This is a genomic window from Pseudomonas sp. PVC-5-1, assembly GCF_057444345.1.
In genome coordinates, this window is the sequence record NZ_CM172024.1 from 2,139,316 (window position 1) to 2,164,967 (window position 25,652).

A 25,652-nucleotide genomic window follows, 5' to 3' on the forward strand; every position below is an offset into this window, starting at 1 on the left:
ATGGGTGCTCTGACGAAAGCTGAGATGGCCGAAAGGCTGTACGAGGAGCTGGGGCTTAACAAGCGTGAGGCCAAGGAGCTGGTCGAGCTGTTTTTTGAAGAAATTCGGCACGCACTTGAAGAGAACGAGCAGGTCAAGCTGTCCGGGTTCGGCAACTTCGACCTTCGCGACAAACGCCAGCGGCCGGGCCGCAACCCCAAGACAGGGGAAGAAATCCCGATTACTGCACGGCGCGTCGTCACCTTTCGTCCAGGGCAGAAGTTGAAGGCCCGGGTTGAGGCCTATGCTGGAACCAAGCCATAACGACGAACTGCCCCCCATACCGGGCAAAAGGTACTTCACCATTGGTGAAGTGAGTGAGCTTTGTGCGGTAAAACCGCACGTGCTGCGGTATTGGGAGCAGGAGTTCGATCAGCTCAATCCCGTGAAGCGGCGGGGGAACCGGCGGTATTATCAGCGGCAGGATGTGCTGATGATTCGCCAGATTCGCGCGCTGCTTTATGACCAGGGGTTCACCATTGGTGGGGCTCGGTTGAGGCTTTCCAGTGATGAGGCCAAGGATGAGTCGAGCCAGTACAAGCAGCTGATTCGGCAGATGATTGTCGAGTTGGAGGATGTGTTGGTGGTGTTGAAGAAGTGACCTGGGTTGCTGGTGAATGGAAATTTTTTTGAGAAAAAGCTTTCATTTATCAGGAGGTTAGGGTACATTCTTCAACGTTCTCGGTAGCATTGAGAACATGCTTCAAAGCCCAGTCGGGGCGTAGCGCAGCCCGGTAGCGCACTTGCATGGGGTGCAAGGGGTCGAGTGTTCGAATCACTCCGTCCCGACCATTATTGATACAAAAAAGCCCAATCGGTGACGATTGGGTTTTTTTGTATCTGAATTTTTGTTCGGTTGCATCAATTGGTAGCACAGCTGATTGATTACGATGGGTTGATATAGCGCTAGTTTTTGTCCCTTCTTCAGAAACCAGAACTTGCTGCCACTCTGGTAACTCAGTCGCGGCTAGCGTGCCCTGGGAATGTTGCCAAGTCGACCAAAGCCCGTATCTTGAAAGTCAAGCTCAAGGCTGGGGTGGAAAGTCAGTCAAGGCTGGAATTGCGCCTCGCAGATGATGGCCACTTGATGCTATCTTTATTTAGGTATGCGGTGCGCACACAGAAAAATTGCGGCAGGAAGGCATCAGATTTTTGGGTGGACCGGATTGGCTGCGGGGGCGGTTAGATCGGAAGATCTCCACGCTGATCGAGACAGAAAGTTTGGCTCCGCACCGGCATAGATATTTCAAGGGTAAGCCAGTCTTTCTCAGTTTCGAGCTGAATACAGGAGCTTATCTCGGTTATGGGTCGGCGTGGTGACTTCGGATATTAGATCCGGACGCTGTCCGGTATCCAACCCAAAAAATGCCAATCTAACACCCGTATTCCACAAGCGCCTTAATGTACCGCAGGTGCCATTCGGATTTATACGCTTACGGCATCCGGCAGGCCAGTCTGTGTGGGGTGAAATGCGGGTCCAAGAGTACTGTGAGCAATGCCGAGCAGGCCGCCGGTGACTTGGGCTGCGTACTCTGGCGTGAGGCACTTGTAAGTCGTAGAGAATCTGGCTGCGAGCGGTTGGGTGATGCTGAGGTTGCGTCTACCAATTTGGGAGCACGCATAAGGTATTTTTCACAATTTTTTAATTGGTGAATGATTTGTTCGAAAAGCTAAAGGACGTTTTTGCTGCTGCAGCGCTGAAGTACCTGACGCCTGTAGATGCGAATCCGAAGAAGTCCAACCAGCACGAAATTGGTGGATTGATCAAGGCGGGTCTGGGTGTGCATTTACCTTGTCCGGAGGACGGTAGCAAAACTACCTTGCAAGCTACGATGTTTTACCTCGATGATTATAGCGATGAACCCGTTCTGGCTGAGGATGAGGTCTCGTGGTACGACTGTCGTCACAAAGACGTCAATCGAAAGCCGGAGTGGCGTCTCTACTACAAGAGGAACTCAGTCACCGAAAGAATTCGGGAGACCGATTTTATGCTGGTTGCAGTGACCCGTGAGGGGGGGGTGCTTATCATGTTCTGCCCTCAGGGCAGCCATACAGAAGTTCAGTTGCGTAGCATCTTTGGAGTCATCGGGATTAAAGTTGGAACCGAGCTGACTTCGGCCAAGGTTGGCACTTCGAGCATTGTGGCCCCAGTTCGGCTCATGCTTGCCCAGTATGGCATCGAACTTGATGTTCCCAGGCTGAAAGATGAGTTGCTACAGAAGCGGGTGATCAAGAAGTTTGGATCAGAATTCCCATCTACTCGGAAATTCTCCGATTTCGCTCGAACTTTGAGTAAGGATCTATCTGCAGTCGAGGCCCCGGATGAGACATTGTTGCAATGGATGAATGATGAAGAGCATATCTTTCGCATGCTCGAGCGGCATATTGTAAAGCAGAGGCTGCTGGAAGGCTTTGGCGAAGATGTGGATGCTTTCATACGCGTGTCACTCAGTGTTCAGAATCGCCGCAAATCTCGCGTGGGCCATGCCTTCGAAAATCACATTGAAGAGTGCCTTCGATTGAATGGTGTCGCATATGAGCGCGGAGTGCGCACAGAAGGAAAACAGAAGCCCGACTTCCTGTTTCCTGGGCGTGTTGCATATCTTGACTCGGATTACTCTGAGTCGGAGCTGCACATCCTCGGAGCGAAGACGACCTGCAAGGAACGATGGAGGCAGGTGCTAGCGGAAGCTGCGCGAGTGAAGCAAAAGCACTTGATCACGATGGAACCATCTGTTTCGGTAGATCAGACAGCGGAGATGAAAGAGAAGGGAGTGCAGTTGGTAGTGCCGTTACCTATCCAGGCGACCTATAAGGCTGAACAACAAGAGTGGTTGATGTCGTTCAAGCAATTCATTTCGCTGCTGAGGAAGACTGGTTAATCATTGCGTACTAGGCTCTGTACGAAAAGAGATGTCGCAAACCAGCGGGACCATGGTGGCATAGCTTTCGCGAGCTTGTCCTAGCTGCCAGCATTAGTTTCATTAATGACTGTACCCGAACGGCTAACTGAAGTGCCGGTGACATTGCCGACGGTCAAAATACCGGCGTTGCCAAAGTGAAGCCGACTTTATGCCCCGGCCAAAACCGCCCAGGTTATCAGGGGGCCGTTTTTCATTAGGATTGCTGCTGGCGGGCCTCATCGCCCAATTTAGTTAAATCCCAGTCATTCCGGATACATCATCCATAAGCCTAACCTCAGGTCCATCATCCTTCCGAGTGCATTTGACATCGATGCTGGGGCTCTCGCCTTGATGCTGTTATCGGGAAGATCAGCAAGAGCACTCGAAAGGTCGTAATTCCCAACGCTACACACTGATGCCATGAGCGCAGCCGTTTAGGCTAAATGGCTTAGTGCTAGTTGTCTATGGGGCGTGTTCTAGTTATCCTGCCGATTTATCGGCTTGCATAGGAGTTTATATAGGATGGGAAGCCTCCGTCAGCACTTTACGGGAGTGGCTGCAAAGCATTTGTCAGCTGTTGATGCCACCCCTCGATCTCATCAGCACGAGATCGGGTCGAATGCCTTCGTACAGATTCTAGGTAACCCGGGAGACCAGAAGGTTTCTTTCGAAGGTACTTTCCTATATTTCGACGACGAAAGTGATGCCCCACTGAAGGCTTTCGGCGGACTTACCTGGTATGATACCCGGCTGCGTCAGGCTCACCGTAGGCCGGAGTACCGCTTGTACTACCGCGAGAATGTGGTGACGAATCGGATGTCAGAAGGAGACTTTTGTGTTCTCGCGGTACGTCCAGACAACACTCTAATGTTAGTGGTTAGTCCGCGTGGCTCGACCAGTGAACAACAAATTCGCTGGCTTTTTGATATTGATCACTTACCCATGAAGGGATTTGAGGTACGCGAAGTTGAAGAGCGAAGGCAAGTAAGTATCATTGAGGCCTTGATACTTGAAGAGCTGGGTATTGAGGTTCGAAATGATAATGAAGACTGGCTTGGTAAGGTCATCGACCGGTTTGGTGAGCGTTTTCCGGTAACGGCTGAGTTTAGTTCTTTCGTCCGAGAGACCTGTAGATTGGCTGAGCCGGTCCGAGCGGATCCTGATTCTGCACTGCTGGCTTGGATGGAGCATGAAGAGATGCTCTTCAGAACACTGGAGCGGAAAATTGTCCAAGGCCAGCTGGATAAAGGATTTTCTGATGTTGAGCACTTTATCCGGTTTTCTCTGAGTGTGCAGAATAGGCGTAAATCACGAGTAGGGCATGCATTGGAGCATCATTTGGCTGCCGTTTTTGAAGCTCATGGTTTGCCCTTCGGACGGCAAGTAGTTACTGAAAATAGAGCAACTGCAGATTTTTTATTTCCGGGGCAGAATCAGTATAACGATTTAAATTACCCTGACGAGCGGCTAGTGATGCTTGCTTCAAAGTCTACATGCAAAGACCGTTGGCGCCAGGTATTGGCAGAGGCTTGTCGAATCAAGGAAAAACATCTCTTTACCTTGGAGCCGGCTATAAGTTTTAACCAGACTAATGAAATGAAGGCTCATAATTTGCAATTGGTTGTCCCGTCGGCATTGTTCGGAACTTACAGTGGTGAGCAGAAGGCGTGGTTGCTGAGTTTGGCTGCGTATCTAGAGCGTGTAAAATACATTATTTCTTGAGTGCGATGGTGTCGCCTGCCGGATTTAAATTAATGCCTGTCCAGTAGGGGTGCGTGTCGACTGGCTTAATCCGGTCGAAGGTTTTTTCTGGGTGATCATCAGCAAGCTATGCGTTCTGCTCGTCAAGCTCGTGAAAGGTTGAACTTTGAGATAACCAAGCCTCTACGTTGTCAATCAGGGTGTTGGAGCTTTCATTCTTCATTTTTCGGATTGCACACTCCCATATGATTAATGTTCGCCAGCCAATCTCATTGAGTTTGGCTATTTGGATTGCATCTCGTGTTTTATTTTTATCGATTTTGTCTATCCAGAACTCTGTGCGAGTTTGGGGGGGCTTGAAATATCGGCAATTATGGCCGTGCCAGAAGCAACCATGAACAAAGATTGCTGCTTTAAACTTTGGGAGGATCAGGTCGGGCTTGCCCGGCAGATGAGCCGTGTGTATGCGGAAGCGAAAGCCCCGTGCATGCAGGGCCTTGCGAATTATGAGTTCGGGAGAGGTGTTTTTCCCCTTTATCCCGGACATCATGCGAGATCGTGTCGCAGCATCAACAATATCAACCAAAATGAACTCCACTCAGGGTGCGGCGCACCCTGAGTGGTCAGAGGTTACGCAGGCAAGCTGAACTCCAGCTGCGTTTGATTTTGATCTCTTTTAGCCTTAGCTGCAAGGATTCGATCTTTCATCAGTCGAGCGACTGCTTCGAAAACAGGTACGGCGACCGAGTTGCCAAACTGTCGATAAGCCTGAGTATCAGATACAGGGATAACAAATTTGCTTTCACCAGGTTTGTCGAAGCCCATCAACCTGGCGCACTCGTGAGGCGTGAGTCGGCGAGGGCGATTGATTTGATTCAACTCTCCGTAGAAATCCAGCTTTTCATTGAAACCGCGATCAACGAGAATTTCAGAGCCGTCCTTGTGATATCGTGCAGATAATGTCCGTGCTACATCGTTTGATCGAGTTAGTCCAAACCCGAATCCATTTCCTTTCTGGCGATGTTTTTCAGCATATTTATAAAGGTATTCCCACAGCTTTGGCGTCAAGATGTATTTGGCATCAACCTTTTCGTCGAGAAGGTCGCCGAATGTCGGTCGAGTTGATGGATATAGCTTTTCGATGTCTTTAAGGGTGAAGCCGCCGTGAACGTTAAGATCTCGTCGGAATCCTACGAGCACAATTCGCTCCCGGTGTTGGGGGACGAAGTGCCGGGCATCAATTACTTTAGGGTCCTGGCCTTTAGGGGCTTCGACATCTGCCACCTCATAGCCCAGCTCATTCAAAGTCTCGCAAATAATGCGGAAAGTCTTACCTTTGTCATGGCTCTTGAGGTTCTTCACATTTTCAAGGAGAAATGCTGCGGGTTTTTTTGCCGCTAGAATCCGTGCGACATCGAAGAAGAGTGTGCCTTGTGTCTCGCACTCAAAGCCATGCTTGCGCCCCAGAGAGTTTTTCTTGGATACGCCAGCAAGCGAAAAAGGCTGGCAGGGAAAACCTGCGAGGAGCACATCGTGATCAGGGATTTCTTGATCGATGTGGCGGTAAGCCTCTTCTTCGCTTATGTCTGGCTGATCGGAAAGGGTAGCAGTGCGAATGTCCTGATTGAAGCGGTGCCGGGCGGGATCACAGTAGTGATTGGCTTTGTAGGTGCGGACAGCATGCTCGTTCCATTCAGATGTGAACACACATTCACCGCCGATCGCCTCAAAACCTTTTCGGATTCCACCAATCCCCGCAAACAGGTCGATAAAACGGAAGGAGGTCTTACCTTCAGGGCGCTTGGGCAGAAAAGACTGCAGGTGTACGAACTCCCGGTGAGTAAGCCTCGGGACAGCTTTGCCCTTCATCCACCGATTCACGGTTTCTCGGCAATGTGTAGAGCCAATCTCATTCAGCTTTGAAGCAATTTGCCCTTGGTCGTAGATTTCCAGCAATTGGCGAAGCAGCGCCAGGTCTTGCTGCGGATGTAGCTCCTGGAAGCTTTGCGATTCGGTCTCTGCGGACTCGAGAGCGTGAGGTTCGAAAAGGTTCATGAGTCCGTATTCCTCTGGGTCAAACGTGTGATGTACTATCACCATTTTATTCCTTATCAGGATTTTGTAAACCGCCCATTTGCCGCGTTAACGGGCATTGCACGACCTGCTGTATACTGTATATGCAGACAGTATAGTGATCAGCTTCCTTTGTGTCTCTGGATGATTGCAGTCATCCGCAATGGCACTCTGCTTGCGGTCACGCGGTACTGAGCCGTCTTCGTGCTTTAAGTTCGCCTCAGACCTCAAGTGTCCAGGCTTTCGGCAGGGTCCGGATAAGAATGGGCTAGGGGCTATAAGCGCTCACCGTAACCAAGGCATCGCCAGCATGTCTGCGACGTTAGTGGTGGCGGTGGGGGCCCCTGATAGCGAATCGGGCCTATCTAGGGCTATCTGCCGGCTGCTTAAACTGAAAAGGGTATTGATATTACGGTGCTAGCAGTCGATGCTTGCAACTGCGCTGAGGAGTCGCGGCAAAGCCTGTCCAATTAGCGCGCAGCCCCCGTCTTTGCCGGTGTACCGAATGGCAATAATGGGCCCGACAATGGGCCAAGGATGTTAGGAACTCGACCCTGCCGACATTGGCCCGAGGAATTGCAGGAAGCTCTATGATGACCTCACAGATTGATATTTTCGAGAAGCAGATCCGCGAAAAGCTTCCGACACATGAAAGCCCCGCCACGGCTGCAGAAGCCATCAAACGAGAGGCTTCTGTTTTTGGCATTACATTTTCCGCCGACATGGATAAAAACCTCGCGACCGCACTCGCACGTGTCGTTGCGTCATTGGGGAGTGTGGAGGTCCTGCGTCATTCTTCACTCATCAAGTCGAGGGAGGAGTGGTACACCGGGCCGAGTGCCAGCGACGTTCACTGGCCAGCGCTCGAAGGCTACTTGACCAACGTCAAGGGCTGGGACAAGGACGCTGTTAAATCGATAGACAAAAGCTCGTCGGAGGTGGTCTCGCTGTTGGCAAACCCCTCTGCGGCCAAATTTCGTCACCGCGGCCTTGTCGTGGGTTACGTTCAGTCGGGCAAAACGGCCAACATGACTGCCGTCATCGCCAAGGCAGTGGATGCAGGCTACAACCTCATTGTTCTTCTCGCAGGTGTCACCAATAAGCTCAGGGCTCAGACACAGAGCCGAATCGAAAATGACGTCGTGATGCGCCACAGCCACCTATGGCAGCTGTGGACGGAGAGCAAAGACGAAGGTGACTTTGAGATCCCGGCCAGTCGCCACTTCGCGCTTCCCGTGCCCGGTCGCGCCCAGTTGGTCGTGATGAAAAAAGTTGCCTCACGGCTGCAAGCCTTTCGCCGAACAATCGTCGACGACAAGGGGCGTAGCACTTCGACGAATGTCCAGGCGCAACTCAAGGTACTCATCATCGATGATGAGTGCGATCAGGCATCAGTAAATGCTTCGAACAATGATGAGGACATGACTCGAATCAACGAAGAGATTCGGAAAATCATCCGGGCCCTTCCTGCGGTCTCTTACGTGGGTTACACCGCCACGCCGTTTGCCAACGTCTTTATCGATCCGTATCCGCGCAACAAGGACGAGCTGGACGATCTTTACCCTGAAGATTTCATTACAGCGCTACCTCGGTCCGACAACTATTTTGGGGCGAGGGAGGTGTTCGGTTTCGACCCGAAGGACGCCGACAACGAAAGTACAGAAGAAGCCGGCCGGGACATGATACGGACCATACCGGTGGAGAAGCTGAATATTTTGCGTCCCGCTCGCGCAAGCGATAAAAACTTCAAGCCGCAGATGACAGAGGAGCTGGAGGAGGCGCTCCTCTGGTTCCTCATCTCGTGTTCCATACGTCGAGCGCGAGGCCAAGGACACGAGCATATGTCGATGCTCATCCACACATCACCGCTTATTTCTCAGCACGAAGGTATGGACGCAGTCATTTGTGGATGGCTGGAAACGCACGGTACTGATCTGGCTACAGGTAACGGAGATATTTCTGCGAGATTGAGTACGATCTTCAACCGTGAAATTTCTGCGGTTCCACTTGAGCACGACGTAAGCCCTCCGTCATTGCAACAGCTTTTGCCACATCTCCAGCAGACGCTCGCAGCCTTGGAGGTTGCCATCGAAAACGGGGTCAGCGATAAGCGGCTGGACTACACGAAGGGCCCCAAAACCTATGTAGTGATCGGTGGAGCGGTGCTAGCTCGGGGACTGACGATCGAAGGGCTCTGCGTATCCTTCTTCCTTCGCACTTCGATGCAATACGACACCCTTCTTCAGATGGGCCGCTGGTTCGGGTATCGAAATGGTTACGAGGATCTTCCCCGTCTCTGGACTACGGCTGAGTTGATTTCAAGCTTCAGGGCACTTGCGCGCATCGAGGAGGAAATTCGCGACGACATCGCGCGGTACAGCGAATACAAGACTACTCCTGCGGAGTTCGCAGTGAAGGTTCGGGCCATCCCAGGGATGGCAATTACTTCGGCGGCGAAAATGCGCCACGCGTTTCGTACCAGCATCAGCTTTGAAGGGCGTCATGTACAGACCATTCGCTTTGACCATCAAAGTGAACGAGTGGTCAGCGCCAATTGGTCTGCTGCAAGCTGCCTCGTGGATGACATTGGTGCTGACAACATCAAGGACTTGGGAAATCGAAAACTCGCACAAGACATACCGCTGGCGATGATCAGAAAGTTTTTGAAGACCTACGAGATCTGCGACCAGCATATGGATCTGAAAAGAGAAATGCTGCTGGCTTACATTGATAAGGCAGGACAACAACTGAAAACCTGGAACGTGGGGTTCATCACACCTGGATCCAGTCTCTCTCGCAAGCCGCTGGGGCAGTTGGGTCCAATTCCTACCAACCGTCGCGCGCAGTTGAGCGCTTCGGAGCGAAGCTATGCCGACATCAAGGCCTTGATGTCGAAGAACGATATTCTCATCGACGCGTTAAGTCCCTCCAGCGACGAAGATGATGACTCGTGGGCATCTTTCAAAAGCCGAAGACCCGCTAAACCGTTGTTACTGCTGTATGCGATTGACCAAGAGTCTCCCCCAATGGCGAGCACGAAAAATCGTGTCATGCTGGATGCCACCGATGACCTCATCGGAATCGGTATCGTGTTTCCAGGCGTCAAGGATCACGCTGGTGCGTACTACGCGGTGGAGCTGGATGTTCCATCGGAAGAAAAGATCGACGAAGCATTGGAAGAGCTCGTTGCAGAGGAAGAGGCGCAGACTGCCGATGCATAATCCTCTTCATCGGTGGTCGCAACTTCGCTCCAGTGAGAGGGGCGATGGCGTCGTCGAGATTCCGACTTTGGACTCCGGCATCGACACCGGCTTCGGTGTCGTACGGTACGCAATCGGCCTGCATGGCGAACCCCGTCTGTTGGTCCCAACCAGTGGGTATCATCCAGTAGGGCTCACCTCTACCAGCAAACTCTCGATATCCATCGTCAGTCTTGCAGTCGCGGGTAAGAGCGTCCGGTTCATTGACATCATGTGCCTTGAAAAAACGCTGAATGCAGTGTTTGCGGAGCTGGCGGAGGCAATACTCAGGCGCCTGGAAAACGGAGATTCGCCTCACACGGCAGTTGCAAGCGCGATTCATGATTTCCGCGTATTGCTGGGGGAAACATCGGCCCCGCAAACGCCTGAAAGTGCAATACTAGGGCTTGTTGGCGAGCTGCTGGTACTTCATGAACTGGTGAAGATAGACCCTGGCGCTGTCGATGCGTGGTCGGGGCCGTTGGGGCAGCGCCACGACTTCCGCAGGGGTGTTCACGCTCTGGAAGTGAAGACTTCCGGTCGTCTGGACACGATGCAGATAGGTATCAACGGCATAGACCAACTGGAGCTGCCTGACGACGGCTCGCTCGTCCTGGCGCATGTCAACATTGAGAAGGCAATGGACGGCGAGTTGTCGGTCGCGGAACTGGTAAAACTGTTGCAAGCCTGCGGAGTGAATACCTCAACGCTCCATGAGCGCTTGGCTGCGATCGGTTGCCAAAGCCCCGACGCTCCGGAATGGAATCGCATTGCTTATTCCGACTGGTCGATCAAGACCTATCAGGTTGGGCCTGGATTCCCCAGAATCACCCGTTCGACATTCGAGTCAAAATCACTCCCGACCGGCGTGAGCAATCTGACGTATGCCGTAGACCTGACCCATGCCACCGCATACGAGCTCTCTGAAAGTGAGCAGATGTGCGCCTTCGAGAGAATCTCGAAATGAGCCTGTTGGAACTCTTCAGCGAACCATTCGCGCGCACCGGTAATATCGCCGCCGACGGCTTCAAAAAGTTGCTTGGCTGCCCTGCACAGGATCTTTTGCAGACAGTGCTGCGCGAGTCCATACAGAACAGCATTGATGCGGGCCGTCTGGGAAAAGGCCCTACCATCCATGTGCGCTATCGCACTCTGACATCGGAGCAGTTGAGTTTTCTCGTGAACCACGTGCTATCCGATCAAATCGCTTGTGACGAAACAGCAGGGGCCATCCAGGATACCCTCGGGAAGTCCGATCTGAAAGTCTTGGAGATCTGCGACTTCAATACCACTGGATTAGGCGGTCCGACGTCAGGTGATGCCGTGGCGGAAGGTGACGAAGCGTTGGATTTCGTGAATTTCCTGCGAAATGTCGGCGTTGCGCGGGATACCCATAATGGGGGAGGTACATACGGGTATGGCAAAAGCTCCCTTTATGCGATGAGCGCCTGCTCCACTATTCTTGTCGATACACAAACCACCGCTAACGGCACACAGACGAGAAGGTTCATGGGTTGTCACCTCGGCAGTGCTTTTGACGCCATTGCATCGGACGGTAAGAGAAAACGTTTCACTGGGCGCCACTGGTGGGGTATCAAAGATAACGAAGGCGGCATCGACCCAGCCGTAGGCGGAACAGCTGAAGAGCTTGCAGCATGCTTGGGCATGCCGGCACGTTCGCACGTCCTGACCGGTACGACAGTCATGATCCTTGACCCCTATGTAGCCGAGGGGGCACGAACGGTCGCGGATGAGATCATCGAGACGATACTCTGGAACTTCTGGCCTCGACTCACGCAGACGACCCCAGTGGAGAGGAAGCTGGACATTCGGTTATTCATAGAGCAAACCGAAGTACCCGTTCCTCTACCCGAACAGTTCCCACCGCTAGATTTATTTTCTGCTGCCATTGCCGAGCATCGCAATGTTGACGGCGATGTCATTCGGATACAACGGGACAAGCCGTACAAACCCCTAGGGGCTCTCGCGCTCAAGAGGGGGATGCGCGCGACCCGCTCAGCAGTAGCCCTTCATGACGATTCCAAGGTACCTCATCAGGCGAGCCACATCGCGGTAATGCGGCCTGTGGAACTCGTCGTCAAATACATAAGCGGTGCGCCGTTCCCGGATGCGCGCTACGAATGGGCGGGCGTTTTCATCTGTTCGGATGAGAAGCTGGTAGAAGAAGCCTTCGCAAAGGCAGAGCCCCCCGCGCATGATGATTGGGTGCCTGACATGCTCCCTGGCTCAGACGCGAAGTCAATGGTCAGGATTGCACTGAAACGTCTTGAGCATCATGCCCAAACCTATGCCTCCCCGACCTCGACGATTGTTGCGAGCGAAAGAACCAAAGGTCCCTCGCTGGCGAAGACTGCAGCTAAACTGGGAAATCTTCTGGATGCTGTTTCGGGTAAAGGACCAGGTAAACCAGCCACAGCAAATTCTTGTACACCCCGCAAGCGTGATGACCTATCCGTCTCTGTGCCTAGGTTTTTGCGACTTGAAATTGACGAAAATGATCAGCCATGTGCGGTTTTTGAAGCTGAACTGCGTAACGACGAGAGAGATGAGCATCTCAAATTGATTGCTGAAGCAAGACTCATCGCCGATGGTGGGATGACGGACAGCAAGGACCTTCCGCCTGGATTTGGATCCAGGGTATTGAAGATGGATTTGGATGGTTCGCAGAAAGAAGCCTGTGGCGATACTCTGGAAGTGGGCAAGCAGAGTGGTGTTGTGACGATTAGGGTGTTGAGTACAGTTCATGCCGCCGTCGGAGTACGCTTGGCCTTTGTAAAGGAGGGTGATCAATGAGAAGAATAGCTCTGCCATTCCTCACACTCTCCGATGACTCTGTTGTGCTGAGTGATTGGACGATCGGCGAACCTGGTCAGCCGCGGTTCCCTCTTGGCGAAATTCTGGAGGACTGGGACTACGAGAAAGATCTGGAGGTCGGAGTAGAAGTCACTGTTGACCTTGAGCAGGCTGCTTTGGATCTGGCTCTCGACGCTACTTCGCTCAAGCTCGCCGCAGTGCTCGTGGTTGGGACTGGCGCAGGGTCGCTTCCTCGCGTAACCCACAATGCGTGCATAAAAATCCTTGATAGTGACAAAACCTGTGTACGTCTCGAAGCGACACTTGCAGGGTATACACTCTCATCCCAGATTTATCTTGAAGTCAGAATTCTCCTCGACGGGCCCACTGCATCAGGAAACCAGTTATCACCCCGGTTTAAAGGGGCGAAGCTTTGGCATACAGACCTGCGTGTCCTCATCGAGGATGGTGGCGGATCGCGCTTTCCGATCGAGCTCACGAGTTTCACTGACAGCTTTCAGGGCATGCCTGAGCAGAATGCTCCGTGGTACGTACAGTGGGACCCGTCAAACTTTCATGCCGACTTCGGTGGCAATGTGCGGCTATACGTGAACGCCGACATAGAGGAAATCGCGCAGCGCTTTGTGGACGGTGACCGGCTTTTGCTTCAAGCGATCGTAGCTGATGTCATGACACAAATGATTACGACGGCGCTTGATCAAGAGAGTGAGGATGATTTTTTGGTCAGTTTCGAAGAGGGATCCATCGGACAACAGACCCGTATCTGGATCGAAACCGCTTTTAGTGGGCAGAACCGCCAAAGCATCAGCGTCTTGCGTCGAAGCTACCCCGGCCGTTTTCATGCATCGATTTTGGCAGCCGCCGAGTTAGGGAACGAAGAATAATGACTGTCGCACTATTACCTCGCCTGAAGCCAATAGGTGTGGATACCGCCCTCGGACGATTTCATGAAACAGGCGCAAATACGCGATCTACTCTGAATATTCTGTCGGATTATTCGGACGTATTGTCATTTGCTCCCAGCGGTGGTTACAAATCGGGCAAGGCCGCTGTGGATCTCGGGCAGGGTCTCAAAGAGATCGCACAAAGCGCAGGGTTCCCACGCACTGGGAGTCAAAGCGCCAAGGCCGAGTTCGATCAGGAGGCGGCGATTTACCTTGCGCAGGCACCAGCACTGTCCAGTGGTGAAGCGCTAAGGAATGATGTCTGGGCATTTCTTGCGACTGTCATTGTCCCTGATCTGGTGGTATGGCGCTTCCCGGGTGAAAGTCGTAGCCGGTTTGCCGGTGGGAACCGAAATACGTTTCAGCGGCTCTGGATGCGCGGTAAGGGGCTTGATCGTGGAGAGGACCATCCTGACCGCTGGGGTCTGGTTAAAGCACTACCCGAAGATGCGATGGTACAGATATTTGAAAGGCCTTCGATTGCCTGCTCTCAGCGACTTGCGACAGCTGTGGCGGAGGGCTGGATGAGGGCGGCAATCGAAATAGAAAAAGGCACAATGGAGGACATCATGCGCAGAGCTATAAAGATTCTTCGTATTCGTAACGAGGTAATCGATCTGGCTTATCTGGATGCAGAGCAGCTTGAGGAAACTGTGGCGGCGGTTTTCGAACATGCGATGTCCGTTGAATCTGCCCCCTGAAAGGTTTGCCGGCATAGGGCAGTTGACGGCCGTAGGTCACCACATGGCTGGTAACGGTCATGCGCTTACTTAGTTGATCGATCAAGGGCAGTACAGGTTGCGCTGGGGCTTGGATTGCTGGGGCCGCCTTGCGGCCCTTTCGCGACCTAGGTGCTCCTGCAGAGACTGCGTAAGTCATGGCAGGTGCGATAGCGCAGTTCAGCTCTGCTCCTGTGGGAACGGGAGTTTTCAAGGGTTTTTCATCATTCCCAGCTCGGCATCATCCATCAGCGCCTTAGCCAATGCGCAGAGGTAATGCGAAGCCCAGATCAGCTGGGGTTTGTCTTCCATCAAGCCGTCCAGGGTCATATCCCGTGCATAGCCCATCAGCTCCGAGGCCTGTTCGCGGGCGCTCTGGCAGGGGATGCCTGCTTCGATGCGGAACAGCGGATGGGTCTGGTTTTCACCTTGGTAGAAGGTGGTTTTGCCGACGGTGAATTTGGTTTCTTCTGTGGTCATTGTTCAATCTCCCCGAAATTTCTAGTGCCTGGTCTGGCCTCATCGCCGGCAAGCCAGCTCCCACAGATACTGCACAGGCCTCGAGATCTGTGGCGTAGATCAGATCCATGCGGGAGCCCGGCTTGCACGCGATTGGGGCAGCCCAGGCGACACATCAATGAAGCCTTAGTGCAATGTCCTAGGTTCAGTGGGCATCTGTACTTGGACCAGCGCAGATTCAAGCAAAGCTCGCAGCGTCTCTAGCTCATGCATCGAAGCCATCATCAGAATCGACGCTGGCGACTTGGGCTGCAGCAGTATCGCCTGATGTACAACGGTCGCCGCGCATAGCGCGTAATCCGTGGCCTGGATCAGGGTGTCTTCAAGGGATAGAACATTGTGAGGTGGATCAGGGACTATCTTCAGCATAAACCCTCTCAGTGCCTTAAAGGGCTGCCGCAGATCCGCTGTCAAACGGAAGGGTGGCAGCTGTTTGTGGGTTGACAGACCGGGGGCACTGAGAATCCCGGCGCACACAAAGGTGCCCCACGCACAGCTGCCATAACTGGCATTGCACATGCTCTCAGTGAACCACGGCCTGTCAAAACCGTGCCGCCAATTGGTAGCGGCAGGTCGAGACTATGGTTCACGATTTCCATGTGCAACGAAAAACAGGCGCAGGGAGTATCTTTGGGAAATGGCCTACAAGGAAGGGGCTAATTCTGACTTTTTTTGCCCATTCACCCTCACAGCATGCAACGCCGGCTGCTCTGTCAACGGTTTGTGGATCTCAAAAAGCTTTCCACTCACGAATCCCTGTATCCAGTTATGTCGCAATGCCAACAAACGGTCCAGCATGGACTTTCGCCACTCAAGCCCTGAAACTGACCCGCTCGCATCTGGACCAAGGCAGGTCACGGGCTTGCCCCTGACAACGGACGCCAAGTAACAGCGAAGATGACTATCGAAGCTTTTGCCCCTTTCCAGCGCTTTGCCGCTGAGCTGTTGAAGTATCTACCGGCTGACCAGCCAGATGGCTCCCACGACCTGTCCCACATCCATCGCGTATGGGTCAACGCGCAACGGATACAGCGCGTAGAAGGCGGCGACCTGGAAGTGCTGCTTGCAGCGACGGTGCTGCATGACTGTGTCGCAGTAGAAAAGAACTCGCCCTTGCGTGGGCAGGCGTCAACGCTGTCCGCACAAAGGGTGGCGTCAATCCTCGCTGATATGGGCTGGCCCTTGCAGCGCATCGAACAGGTGGCGCATGCAGTCAAAACCCACAGCTACTCGGCTGGCTTCGAACCACTCACCCTTGAGGCCAGGATTCTTCAGGACAGCGATCGCCTGGACGCCATAGGTGCAGTGGGTATTGCCCGGTGTTTTTACGTTTCCGGGCGAATGGGGTCGGCGCTGTACGATTTCGAGAACCCCACTGCGTGGGGGAGGGAGTATCAGGACAAGGCGTATACGGTCGAGCACTTTCATACCAAGCTGCTCAAGCTTGCGTCAGGGTGTAAAACTGCTGAAGGGGCTCGACTGGCTGCTGAACGTCATGCGCGGCTTGAAGTGTTTCTTGCGGATTTCATGGATGAGATCGGGGCTGGCGGGGCAGGGGCAAGTGGGTAGGTTCCGAGATTTTCGGCAGTTTGTACGCGCTAAACCGGTCTCATGGAACAGTATATGACTGATTGATGTAGCAGGGTCTCTGTGGGAGCGGGCGTGCCCGCGAACACCGGCGCAGCCGGTGCCAGCCACCGCGTTGAGTTCTTCGCGGGCATGCCCGCTCCCACAGGCGCCGCGTCGCGCTTGCGAGTTGAGCTCTCTGCGCGAAAGCGCAAACCTAAGGGCCAGGCAATCTCTTACAGATCGTGTACTTGCCTCGAAAACGAAGCTGGCCAGGTGGTCGGTATCTCGGGCCCAACCAGTCGATTTACTAGAGGGGTGCGGCGGGGGCGCAAAGTTGTCACGCGCTTCAAGTACGATGCCTAGGGATAGATAATTGGCTTGGCTGTTTGTCGTGTGTCTATGTGGCCATGTACTTGTCCAGACTTTCCTCTCGGGTGTCTTCCTCTGGCATCCAGTAGTAGGCCTAAACGGTTTGGTGATGAGCTAGAACAGGCGCACTGTGGCTGGTACCGAAGCTGGCGTTAACGCAATAGTCTCTAACAAAGCAAGGCGTGGGTTTCGGAACGGTCCTACATACTCGGCGATATTTTTTCTATAGCCTCCAAGCCTTTCCCTTACAAGTAGCTGGCGAAGTGGCCTATTGTCTCCGAGATTTTAAACGTGTTGATAGTTGATCAAGTAAGAGTCCAGCTGAGGAATAGGTGATGGCATGGTTATTCATTTTGTGCACCGTGTTCAGTGTGTGTGGTGCATTCATTTTGCGTGCCAAGTGCTCGGGGCCTCATCTCGGTTATGGGCTATTCTGCCTGTGCTTGCTATACAATATCTTCTTTGTTGTTACATATATGAGGATATTGGAGTTCCAACAGTTTTTATTTTTGGGATATCAGCCTGAATTCCTCAAGAAAAATATCATGGTGGGGTGGGTTGCTCTGGTAGGTGTGTTCTTACACTGTGGAGCAATGCCCACTAGGGGCGCTACGTAGAGCAACTGGGTTGCGCATGAGCAGTTGACTCAGGCCAGGTTGAACGCTTCGCGGGCACACCTGCTCTCACAGGGTGCCGGATAATAGGTTTAAAGCTCGGACCATGCCCGTCTCAGAATGGCGGCGCTACATATACAACCCGGTTTCGTCCATTCTGTTTAGCGTCATAAAGTCCCCTGTCAGCGCGTTCCAGTGCGTCATCCAGCGTTTCACCCTTGGCAAACAGGGTGCACCCTACGCTGACGCTCACCTTCAACTGGCCACATGGCAACTGCATCGGGCTGGCATCCACCTGTTCGCGAATCCGCTCAGCAATCCGCGTCAGTTCTTCGCTGTCTTTAACATGCAAGATAGCGACGAACTCCTCACCCCCATGGCGCACCAGCAGGTCATCGGGGCGAAGTGCGGCGCGCAGGCGACGTGCAGATTCGCAAAGCACTTTGTCACCGCCGCCATGGCCGTACTTGTCGTTGATGGATTTGAAGTGATCCAGGTCGGCATAAACCGCACCCAGTTGTAGGCCGTTCACCTCAGCCAATCGCCGTTCATGGTCTTCAAACGCCGACAGCGCGCCGCGGTTCCACAGTTGTGTCAAAGGGTCGAGCAGGGCTTTGCGTTGCTCGCGATCCATTTCAAGCCGCAGATCGCGGTTTACCTGGGCCAAGGTACGCAGTTGCAGATATCCCTCGGCAAGCGTGGCCAGGTCCCTGAAATTCGCTTGTTGAGCCTCGCTGAGCACGCGCGGGTGGGGATCGAACATGCACAGCGTGCCGATGGCTTTGCCGTTGCCGGCGCGCAAGGGGTGGCCGGCGTAAAAGCGGATGTAGGGCGGGTTGAGCACCAGCGGGTTGTCGATGAATCGCCCGTCGCACTTGGCGTCGGGCACCATCAGGGTACCCTCGCCGAGAATGGCGTAGCCGCAAAAGGAAATACTGCGCGTCGTCTCGCTTGCCTCAAGCCCTATGCGGGCCTTGAACCACTGTCGGTCCTGGTCGATCAGGCTGATAAGCACAGTGTCCACATGGGCCAGGTCCTGGGTAAGCCGCACCAGGGTATCGAGGTAATGCTCGGCTGGTGTATCGACCAGGTTCATGTCATCGAGCGTGCGCTGGCGAAGCGCTTCGTCTGCGGGTAAAGGGCAAGCTGGCATCGTTGGTCCTCCATTCCCTGGTTGGCTGCTTTTGCACTAGGCGGGGCGCGTTCTCTATACCGTCGAAACAAGCACAGCATAGGTTATAGCGTGGAGCCTTGGGCTGCAGGTGCGGCTGGCCATTTCTTGCCGAGAGTGTGATTTCTTTCGCTCGATAATCGTCAAGATTGCTACCCCTTCGCCGTCGTCTGGGGACTGATACAGGGCCTTTCATGCAAACGCTGTTGAACGAGATTCTCGAAGAAGTACGTCCCTTGATCGGCAAGGGCAAAGTGGCTGACTACATTCCTGCGCTGGCCGATGTGCCAGCGAACCAGCTGGGCATCGCGGTCTATGGCAACGATGGCAGCTATTACTGCGCCGGCGACGCCCTGGTGCCGTTCTCGGTGCAGAGTATTTCCAAGGTGTTCAGCCTGGTGCAGGCGATTGGGCACTCGGGGGAGGCCATTTGGGAGCGGCTTGGCCATGAGCCTTCGGGCCAGCCGTTCAACTCGCTGGTGCAGCTGGAGTTCGAGCGTGGTCGGCCGCGTAATCCTTTTATCAATGCGGGTGCGTTGGTGATCTGCGATATCAACCAGTCGCGCTTTGCTGCACCCACGTTGTCGATGCGCGATTTTGTGCGGCGGCTATCGGGCAATCCCCATATCGCGATCGATGCCCGCGTTGCCGACTCGGAGTATCAGTTCCGTGCGCGTAACGCGGCCATGGCTTACCTGATGCAGTCGTTCGGCAACTTCCATAACGAGGTGGAAACGGTGCTGCGCAGCTATTTCAGCTATTGCGCGCTGCAGATGAATTGCCTGGACCTGGCTCGGGCGTTCTGTTTCCTGGCCAATGATGGGTTCTGCAAGCACAGTGGTGAGCAGATTCTGACCCGGCGCCAGACCCAGCAGGTGAACTCGATCATGGCCACCAGCGGGTTGTATGACGAAGCAGGGAATTTCGCCTATCGGGTGGGGTTGCCGGGCAAGAGTGGTGTCGGGGGCGGGATTGTGGCGATCGTGCCGGGGCAATTCACCGTGTGCGTGTGGTCGCCGGAGTTGAATGCGGCGGGTAACTCCCTGGCCGGGATGGCGGCGCTCGAACTGCTCAGTTCGCGTATCGGCTGGTCGGTGTTCTGATCGGCGGGCCCGGTGGCTGAGGTAGGCCCGGTCGATACCTCAGCTTGTCGGGTCCTGCCCCAGTACCTTGGCAAGGGCCACGCGGGCATCTTCAAGCTGTACCAGTGAAGCATGCCGCGCGCCCAGCGCGTCACCGTTCTGGATAGCGGTCAGAATCGCCTTGTGCCGGGGCAGAGCGAGTTCGTCGAAATTCGCCCGCTGGTTGGAGTAGCGCACCGACTCGCGCAGCGCCATCGACAGCATGTTGCACAGGTAGGCCAGCAGGTCGTTGTGGGTGGCGTCGGCGATGCGGGCGTGGAAGTCCAGGTCCGGTTGCAGGCGCTCTTCATGGTTGCGGGCGGCTTCCATGCGCTGGTAGGCCTCGGCGATCGAATCGACGTCGTCGGCGCTGGCGTTGGTGGCGGCCAGTGCGGCGGCGGCGGGTTCGATGACCCAGCGTACGCTGCTTAGCATGTTGAAGAATTCCTGCTGTGGCGTGGCCTGCATCAGCCAGTGCAGCACGTCCGGGTCGAGCATGTGCCAGTCATGGCGGGGGCGCACCAGGGTACCCACCCGGGGGCGGGCCTCGATCAGGCCCTTGGCGGTAAGGGCGCGCATCGCCTCGCGGAACACCGGCCGGCTGATCGCATAGGCTTCGCACAGGCTGGCCTCGGAAGGCAGCTTTTGCCCGGGTGCGAGTTGGCCGGATACGATCTGTACGCCAAGGTCCTGGACCAGGGTGGCGTGCATGCTCTTGCGCGTGGTGGGTTGGCGGTAGTTCATGTGGGGCGGGGCGGATCCTTCGGGCGGGGGCAGCATCATAGCATTAGCGCGTCGACGCGGTGCATGGCACCGGCTGCGCCGGTGTTCGCGGCCACGGCCGCTCCCACAGGTACCGCGTGAGCCTGAAGCCTGCGCCGCCCCTGTGGGAGCGGGTTCACCCGCGAAGCAGGCGACGCGGTGGATGGCACCGGCTACGCCGGTGTTCGCGGCTGAAGCCGCTCCTACAGGTACAGCGTGAGCCTGAAGCCTGCGCCGTCCCTGTGGGAGCGGGTTCACCCGCGAAGCAGGCGACGCGGTGGATGGCACCGGCTTTGCCGGTGTTCGCGGCCACGGCCGCTCCCACAGGTACCGCGTGAGCCTGAAGCCTGCGCCGTCCCTGTGGGAGCGGGTTCACCCGCGAAGCAGGCGACGCGGTGGATGGCACCGGCTGCGCCGGTGTTCGCGGCTGAAGCCGCTCCTACAGGTACAGCGCGAGCCCGAAGCCTGCGCCGGACCTGTGGGAGCGGGCGCGCCCGCGAAGCAGGCGACGCGGTGGATGGCACCGGCTGCGCCGGTGTTCGCGGCCACGGCCGCTCCCACAGGTACCGCGTGAGCCTGAAGCCTGCGCCGTCCCTGTGGGAGCGGGTTCACCCGCGAAGCAGGCGACGCGGTGGATGGCACCGGCTTTGCTGGTGTTCGCGGCTGAAGCCGCTCCTACAGGTACAGCGCGAGCCCGAAGCCTGCGCCGTCCCTGTGGGAGCGGGCGCGCCCGCGAAGCAGGCGACGCGGTGGATGGCACCGGCTTTGCTGGCGATGGGCTGCGCAGCAGCCCCAATGACGCTAAACGACAGGCTTCAGGCCTTAGTGCGAGTGCTTGGGCACCGCCGCCCCGCGGCATCCGACCAGGAAGTCGAAGTCGCAACCCTCATCGGCCTGCATGACGTGGTCCAGGTACAGCCTGGCGTAACCACCGCTGATCAACTGCGGCGGGGCTTGCAGGTCGGCCAGGCGGCCGGCCAGTTCCTCGTCGGTAATGTCCAGGTGCAGCCGGCCTTCCTTGCAATCCAGTTCGATCCAGTCGCCTTCGCGCACGGCAGCCAACGGCCCGCCAGCTGCAGCTTCCGGCGCCACGTGCAGCACCACGGTGCCGTAGGCGGTGCCGCTCATGCGGGCATCGGAAATACGCACCATGTCGGTCACGCCCTGGGCCAGCAGCTTGGCCGGCAGGCCCATGTTGCCGACCTCGGCCATGCCCGGGTAGCCCTTGGGCCCGCAGTGCTTCATCACCAGCACGGAACTGGCATCCACGTCCAGCTCGGGGTCGTTGATGCGTGCCTTGTAGTCGTCGAAGTTCTCGAACACCACGGCGCGGCCACGATGCTGCATCAGCGCCGGGGTGGCGGCCGAGGGCTTGAGCACGGCGCCCTTGGGCGCCAGGTTGCCGCGCAGGATGCAGATGCCGCCATCGGCCACCAGCGGCTTGTCGATCGGGCGGATCACCTCTTCGTCATACAGCGGTGCGGCCTGGCAGTTGTCCCACAGGCTCTTGCCGTTGGCCGTCAGCGCGGCAGGGTTGGGCAGCAGGCCGTGTTCGCCCAGGCGGCGGATGACCGCAGGCAGGCCGCCGGCGTAGTAGAACTCTTCCATCAGGAAACGGCCCGAAGGCTGCAGGTCGACCAGGGTTGGCGTACCGCGGCCGATGCGGGTCCAGTCTTCCAGTTGCAGGTCCACGCCGATACGCCCGGCGATGGCCTTCAGGTGAATCACCGCGTTGGTCGAGCCACCGATGGCGGCGTTGACGCGGATGGCGTTCTCGAAGGCTTCGCGGGTGAGGATTTTCGACAGGCGCAGGTCTTCGCGCACCATGTCGACAATGCGCATGCCCGACAGGTGGGCCAGCACGTACCGGCGTGCATCCACCGCCGGGATGGCGGCGTTGTGCGGCAGCGAGGTGCCCAGCGCTTCGGCCATGCAGGCCATGGTCGAGGCGGTGCCCATGGTGTTGCAGGTGCCTGCCGAGCGCGACATGCCGGCCTCGGCCGAGAGGAACTCGTTGAGGTCGATCTGGCCGGCCTTGTAGGCCTCGTGCATCTGCCAGACGATGGTACCGGCGCCAATGTCCTTGCCTTTGTGCTTGCCGTTCAGCATCGGCCCACCGGTAACCACGATCGCCGGCACATCACAGCTCGCCGCGCCCATCAGCAGCGCCGGGGTGGTCTTGTCGCAGCCGGTCAGCAGCACCACGGCGTCCACCGGGTTGCCGCGGATCGCTTCCTCCACATCCATGCTCGCCAGGTTGCGGGTGAGCATGGCGGTGGGGCGCAGGTTGGACTCGCCGCTGGAGAACACCGGGAACTCCACCGGGAAGCCGCCAGCCTCCAGCACGCCCTTTTTGACGTGTTCGGCAATCTTGCGGAAGTGCGCGTTGCACGGGGTCAGTTCCGACCAGGTGTTGCAAATGCCGATGATCGGCTTGCCCTGGAATTCGTGGTCCGGAATACCCTGGTTCTTCATCCAGCTGCGGTACATGAAACCGTTCTTGTCGGCGGTGCCGAACCATTGGGCGGAGCGCAATGGGCGTTTGTTATCAGACATGGGAACACCTAATTAGTATTACTATTTGTCGTTGTGCGATCGACTGTACTGATAAAAATGGTCTCTGTGAAGGCTTGTTGGCTCAATTAGTAATACTATAAGATCATTCACCCAGGTCAGAGGTCTGCCAAAAAGTCCCCGGCCAGGTGCTGTACCCATTACAAGAACAATTGGAGACATCGCCATGATTCAGGAGCAGCGGTTAGTCCGCCTGATCACACTGAAACTCATCCCTTTTCTGGTACTGCTTTACCTGGTGGCCTATGTCGACCGTTCCGCGGTGGGCTTCGCCAAGCTGCACATGGGCGCCGACATCGGCCTGGGTGACGCGGCCTACGGCCTTGGTGCCGGGCTCTTCTTCATTGGTTACTTCCTGTTCGAGGTGCCGAGCAACCTGTTGCTCGACCGCTTTGGCGCGCGCCGCTGGTTCGCCCGCATCCTGGTCACCTGGGGCGCGATCACCGTCGGCATGGCCTTCGTTACCGGGCCCAACGGTTTCTACGTGATGCGCTTTCTGCTGGGGGCGGCCGAGGCGGGCTTCTTTCCGGGCGTGCTGTACTACATCACCCAGTGGTACCCGGTGCGCCATCGCGGCAAGATCCTCGGCTTCTTCATCCTCTCCCAGCCGCTGGCAATGCTGATCACCGGGCCGCTCTCGGGCGCGCTGCTGGGGCTCGATGGCATCTACGGCCTGCATGGCTGGCAATGGCTGTTCATCTGCATCGGTACCCCCGCGGTGCTGCTGGCCTGGCCGACCCTGCGCCTGCTGCCAGACAGCCCGGCCAAGGTGCGCTGGCTCAGCGACGAACAGCGCAGCTGGCTGCAGGAACAACTGGCCAACGACCTGCGCGAGTTCGGCCAGACCCGCCATGGCAATCCGTTGCATGCCCTGAAGGACAGCCGGGTGCTGTTGCTGGCGCTGTTCTACCTGCCGGTGACCCTGAGCATTTACGGCCTGGGTCTTTGGCTGCCCACGCTGATCCACCAGTTTGGCGGCAGTGACCTGGTCACCGGTTTCGTTTCGGCCGTGCCTTACCTGTTCGGCATCATCGGCCTGCTGATCGTGCCGCGCAGCTCCGACCGCCTGAACGACCGCTATGGCCACCTCGGCCTGCTGTATGCCCTGGGTGCGATCGGCCTGTTCTTCAGTGCCTGGCTTAGCGTGCCGGTCATGCAGCTGGCAGCGCTGTGCCTGGTGGCATTCGCGTTGTTCTCCTGCACCGCCATCTTCTGGACCTTGCCGGGCCGGTTCTTCTCCGGGGCCAGCGCTGCAGCCGGCATCGCCTTGATCAACTCGATCGGCAACCTCGGCGGTTACCTGGGCCCGTTCGGTATCGGCGCGCTCAAGGAGCACACCGGGCAACTTTCGTCGGGGCTGTATTTCCTGGCCGTGGTGATGCTGTTCGGGCTGTTGCTCACCGGGGTTGTCTACAACCGCCTGGAGCGCCGCCAGCGCCTGGCTTCCTCGCGGGCAGCCGAAGCCTCCCGCTAATTTTCGCAACCGAGAAGCGAGCACAAACATGCGATTGATCCAATTTGAAACCGCCACCGGCGAGCGCTGCGTGGGCGTGGTGGAAGGCGATTACGCCCTGCAGGTGCAGGGCGCTGGCAGCACCCGCCAGCTGGCCCTGCAAGCCATTGCCGCCGGCCGTGACCTGGCCGCTGAAGTGCAGGCTGCCGGCCTGGGCGAGCGCCACGACTACCTGGCCCTGCTGGCCGAAGGCCGCGTGTTGCCACCACTGGACCACCCGGACCCGGCGCACTGCCTGGTCACCGGCACCGGGCTGACCCACCTGGGCAGCGCCGCAACCCGCGACAAGATGCATCAGCAGCAGGCCGAAGGCGCGGTGACCGACAGCATGCGCATGTTCCAGTGGGGCCTCGATGGCGGTCGGCCGCCGGCAGGCGAGGAGGGCGCGCAGCCGGAGTGGTTCTACAAGGGCGACGGTGGCATCGTCGTGCGCCCTGGCGCCGACCTGCCGCTGCCGGCGTTCGCCGAGGATGCCGGCGAGGAGCCAGAGCTGGTCGGGCTGTACCTGATCGGTGCCGACGGCACGCCTTACCGCCTTGGCTATGCGTTGGGCAACGAGTTTTCCGACCATGTGATGGAGCGGCGCAACTACCTGTACCTGGCCCATTCCAAACTGCGCGCCTGCAGCTTCGGCCCAGAGCTGCGCCTGGGTGCGCTGCCGGCCCACCTGGAAGGCACCAGCCGCATCCTGCGCGACGGCCAGGAGCTGTGGCGCAAGCCGTTCCTCTCGGGCGAGCAGAACATGTGCCACAGCTTCGAGAACCTGGAATTCCACCACTTCAAGTACACCCAGTTCCTGCGCCCCGGCGATATCCACGTGCATTACTTCGGCACTGCCACGCTGTCGTTCGCCGACGGCATCCAGGCGCGCCCGGGCGACACCTTCGAAGTCAGCCTCGACGCGTTCGGCCAGCCGCTGCGCAACGGCATTGCCGCCGCGCCCGGGCAGGTTCGCCCCGGGGTGGTCAGAAGCCTTTGAGCCCGCTG

The 25,652-nt window shown here is 56.6% G+C and carries 20 protein-coding genes and 1 tRNA gene; 14 read left to right on the forward strand and 7 right to left on the reverse strand.

Annotation, left to right across the window (positions count from 1 at the left end):
• From ihfA to AC2T3R_RS09775, 5 genes are all read left to right on the forward strand, one after another.
• On the forward strand, nt 1–303 hold the full coding sequence (ihfA, locus tag AC2T3R_RS09755) for an integration host factor subunit alpha (protein WP_003250679.1): 303 nt from the start codon (nt 1–3) through the stop codon (nt 301–303).
• Nucleotides 284–640: a MerR family transcriptional regulator gene (locus AC2T3R_RS09760; protein ID WP_003250681.1), complete on the forward strand. Its 357-nt coding sequence runs from the start codon at nt 284–286 to the stop codon at nt 638–640. Before ihfA ends, AC2T3R_RS09760 begins: the two co-directional genes overlap by 20 nt.
• A 114-nt stretch (nt 641–754) precedes the next feature.
• A tRNA-Pro gene (locus AC2T3R_RS09765) sits at nt 755–831 on the forward strand.
• 857 nt (nt 832–1,688) lie between these two features.
• Complete coding sequence (locus AC2T3R_RS09770; RefSeq protein WP_486744991.1) at nt 1,689–2,921, forward strand: type II restriction endonuclease; 1,233 nt, start codon at nt 1,689–1,691, stop codon at nt 2,919–2,921.
• A gap of 543 nt (nt 2,922–3,464) precedes the next feature.
• Nucleotides 3,465–4,664 (forward strand): type II restriction endonuclease, encoded by a 1,200-nt coding sequence (locus AC2T3R_RS09775; RefSeq protein ID WP_486744992.1) that lies wholly within the window; start codon nt 3,465–3,467, stop codon nt 4,662–4,664.
• Between the two features lie 106 nt (nt 4,665–4,770).
• On the opposite strand, the gene AC2T3R_RS09780 is transcribed toward AC2T3R_RS09775, so the two are convergent.
• Together AC2T3R_RS09780 and dcm are read right to left on the reverse strand one after the other, a co-directional pair.
• On the reverse strand, nt 4,771–5,229 hold the full coding sequence (locus tag AC2T3R_RS09780; RefSeq protein WP_486744993.1) for a very short patch repair endonuclease: 459 nt from the start codon (nt 5,227–5,229) through the stop codon (nt 4,771–4,773).
• 44 nt (nt 5,230–5,273) lie between these two features.
• Nucleotides 5,274–6,698, reverse strand: coding sequence for a DNA (cytosine-5-)-methyltransferase (gene dcm, locus AC2T3R_RS09785; RefSeq protein ID WP_486744994.1), 1,425 nt, complete (start codon nt 6,696–6,698; stop codon nt 5,274–5,276).
• 608 nt (nt 6,699–7,306) lie between these two features.
• On the opposite strand from dcm, the gene AC2T3R_RS09790 reads away from it, so the two are divergent.
• The 5 genes from AC2T3R_RS09790 to AC2T3R_RS09810 are packed head-to-tail and all read left to right on the forward strand — an operon-like array spanning nt 7,307 to nt 14,435.
• A complete protein-coding gene (locus AC2T3R_RS09790) occupies nt 7,307–9,937 on the forward strand; it encodes a Z1 domain-containing protein (RefSeq protein ID WP_486744995.1) in 2,631 nt (876 codons plus the stop codon).
• A complete protein-coding gene (locus AC2T3R_RS09795; RefSeq protein WP_486744996.1) occupies nt 9,930–10,922 on the forward strand; it encodes a PD-(D/E)XK motif protein in 993 nt (330 codons plus the stop codon). The genes AC2T3R_RS09790 and AC2T3R_RS09795 overlap by 8 nt, the downstream gene beginning before the upstream one ends.
• Nucleotides 10,919–12,769 (forward strand): hypothetical protein, encoded by a 1,851-nt coding sequence (locus tag AC2T3R_RS09800; RefSeq protein WP_486744997.1) that lies wholly within the window; start codon nt 10,919–10,921, stop codon nt 12,767–12,769. The genes AC2T3R_RS09795 and AC2T3R_RS09800 overlap by 4 nt, the downstream gene beginning before the upstream one ends.
• Nucleotides 12,766–13,674, forward strand: coding sequence for a hypothetical protein (locus AC2T3R_RS09805; protein WP_486744998.1), 909 nt, complete (start codon nt 12,766–12,768; stop codon nt 13,672–13,674). Before AC2T3R_RS09800 ends, AC2T3R_RS09805 begins: the two co-directional genes overlap by 4 nt.
• A complete protein-coding gene (locus tag AC2T3R_RS09810; RefSeq protein ID WP_486744999.1) occupies nt 13,674–14,435 on the forward strand; it encodes a DUF6339 family protein in 762 nt (253 codons plus the stop codon). Before AC2T3R_RS09805 ends, AC2T3R_RS09810 begins: the two co-directional genes overlap by 1 nt.
• A 228-nt stretch (nt 14,436–14,663) precedes the next feature.
• On the opposite strand, the gene AC2T3R_RS09815 is transcribed toward AC2T3R_RS09810, so the two are convergent.
• Together AC2T3R_RS09815 and AC2T3R_RS09820 are read right to left on the reverse strand one after the other, a co-directional pair.
• Nucleotides 14,664–14,933 (reverse strand): DUF3077 domain-containing protein, encoded by a 270-nt coding sequence (locus AC2T3R_RS09815; RefSeq protein WP_196188820.1) that lies wholly within the window; start codon nt 14,931–14,933, stop codon nt 14,664–14,666.
• A gap of 165 nt (nt 14,934–15,098) precedes the next feature.
• A complete protein-coding gene (locus tag AC2T3R_RS09820) occupies nt 15,099–15,341 on the reverse strand; it encodes a hypothetical protein (protein WP_054572973.1) in 243 nt (80 codons plus the stop codon).
• A 528-nt stretch (nt 15,342–15,869) separates the two neighbouring features.
• Here AC2T3R_RS09820 and AC2T3R_RS09825 point away from each other — a divergent pair.
• Complete coding sequence (locus AC2T3R_RS09825; RefSeq protein ID WP_486745000.1) at nt 15,870–16,541, forward strand: HD domain-containing protein; 672 nt, start codon at nt 15,870–15,872, stop codon at nt 16,539–16,541.
• A 1,098-nt stretch (nt 16,542–17,639) separates the two neighbouring features.
• Here AC2T3R_RS09825 and AC2T3R_RS09830 read toward each other — a convergent pair.
• Nucleotides 17,640–18,677 (reverse strand): sensor domain-containing diguanylate cyclase, encoded by a 1,038-nt coding sequence (locus AC2T3R_RS09830; RefSeq protein WP_486745001.1) that lies wholly within the window; start codon nt 18,675–18,677, stop codon nt 17,640–17,642.
• 212 nt (nt 18,678–18,889) lie between these two features.
• Between AC2T3R_RS09830 and glsB the strand changes: the two genes are divergently transcribed.
• On the forward strand, nt 18,890–19,798 hold the full coding sequence (glsB, locus tag AC2T3R_RS09835) for a glutaminase B (RefSeq protein ID WP_046614057.1): 909 nt from the start codon (nt 18,890–18,892) through the stop codon (nt 19,796–19,798).
• Nucleotides 19,799–19,837: 39 nt separating this feature from the next.
• Here the strand turns inward: glsB and AC2T3R_RS09840 are convergent, their stop codons facing one another.
• Together AC2T3R_RS09840 and AC2T3R_RS09845 are read right to left on the reverse strand one after the other, a co-directional pair.
• On the reverse strand, nt 19,838–20,560 hold the full coding sequence (locus AC2T3R_RS09840) for a FadR/GntR family transcriptional regulator (protein WP_024086746.1): 723 nt from the start codon (nt 20,558–20,560) through the stop codon (nt 19,838–19,840).
• An 840-nt stretch (nt 20,561–21,400) separates the two neighbouring features.
• Nucleotides 21,401–23,134, reverse strand: a complete 1,734-nt coding sequence (locus AC2T3R_RS09845) for an IlvD/Edd family dehydratase (RefSeq protein WP_264209921.1) — start codon at nt 23,132–23,134, stop codon at nt 21,401–21,403.
• A gap of 184 nt (nt 23,135–23,318) precedes the next feature.
• Between AC2T3R_RS09845 and AC2T3R_RS09850 the strand changes: the two genes are divergently transcribed.
• Both AC2T3R_RS09850 and araD1 read left to right on the forward strand, forming a co-directional pair.
• Nucleotides 23,319–24,626 carry an MFS transporter gene (locus AC2T3R_RS09850; RefSeq protein WP_013972014.1) on the forward strand — a complete coding sequence of 436 codons (1,308 nt, stop codon included), beginning with the start codon at nt 23,319–23,321 and terminating at the stop codon, nt 24,624–24,626.
• A 28-nt stretch (nt 24,627–24,654) separates the two neighbouring features.
• On the forward strand, nt 24,655–25,644 hold the full coding sequence (gene araD1, locus AC2T3R_RS09855; RefSeq protein WP_486745002.1) for an AraD1 family protein: 990 nt from the start codon (nt 24,655–24,657) through the stop codon (nt 25,642–25,644).
• Nucleotides 25,645–25,652 lie beyond the last annotated feature (8 nt).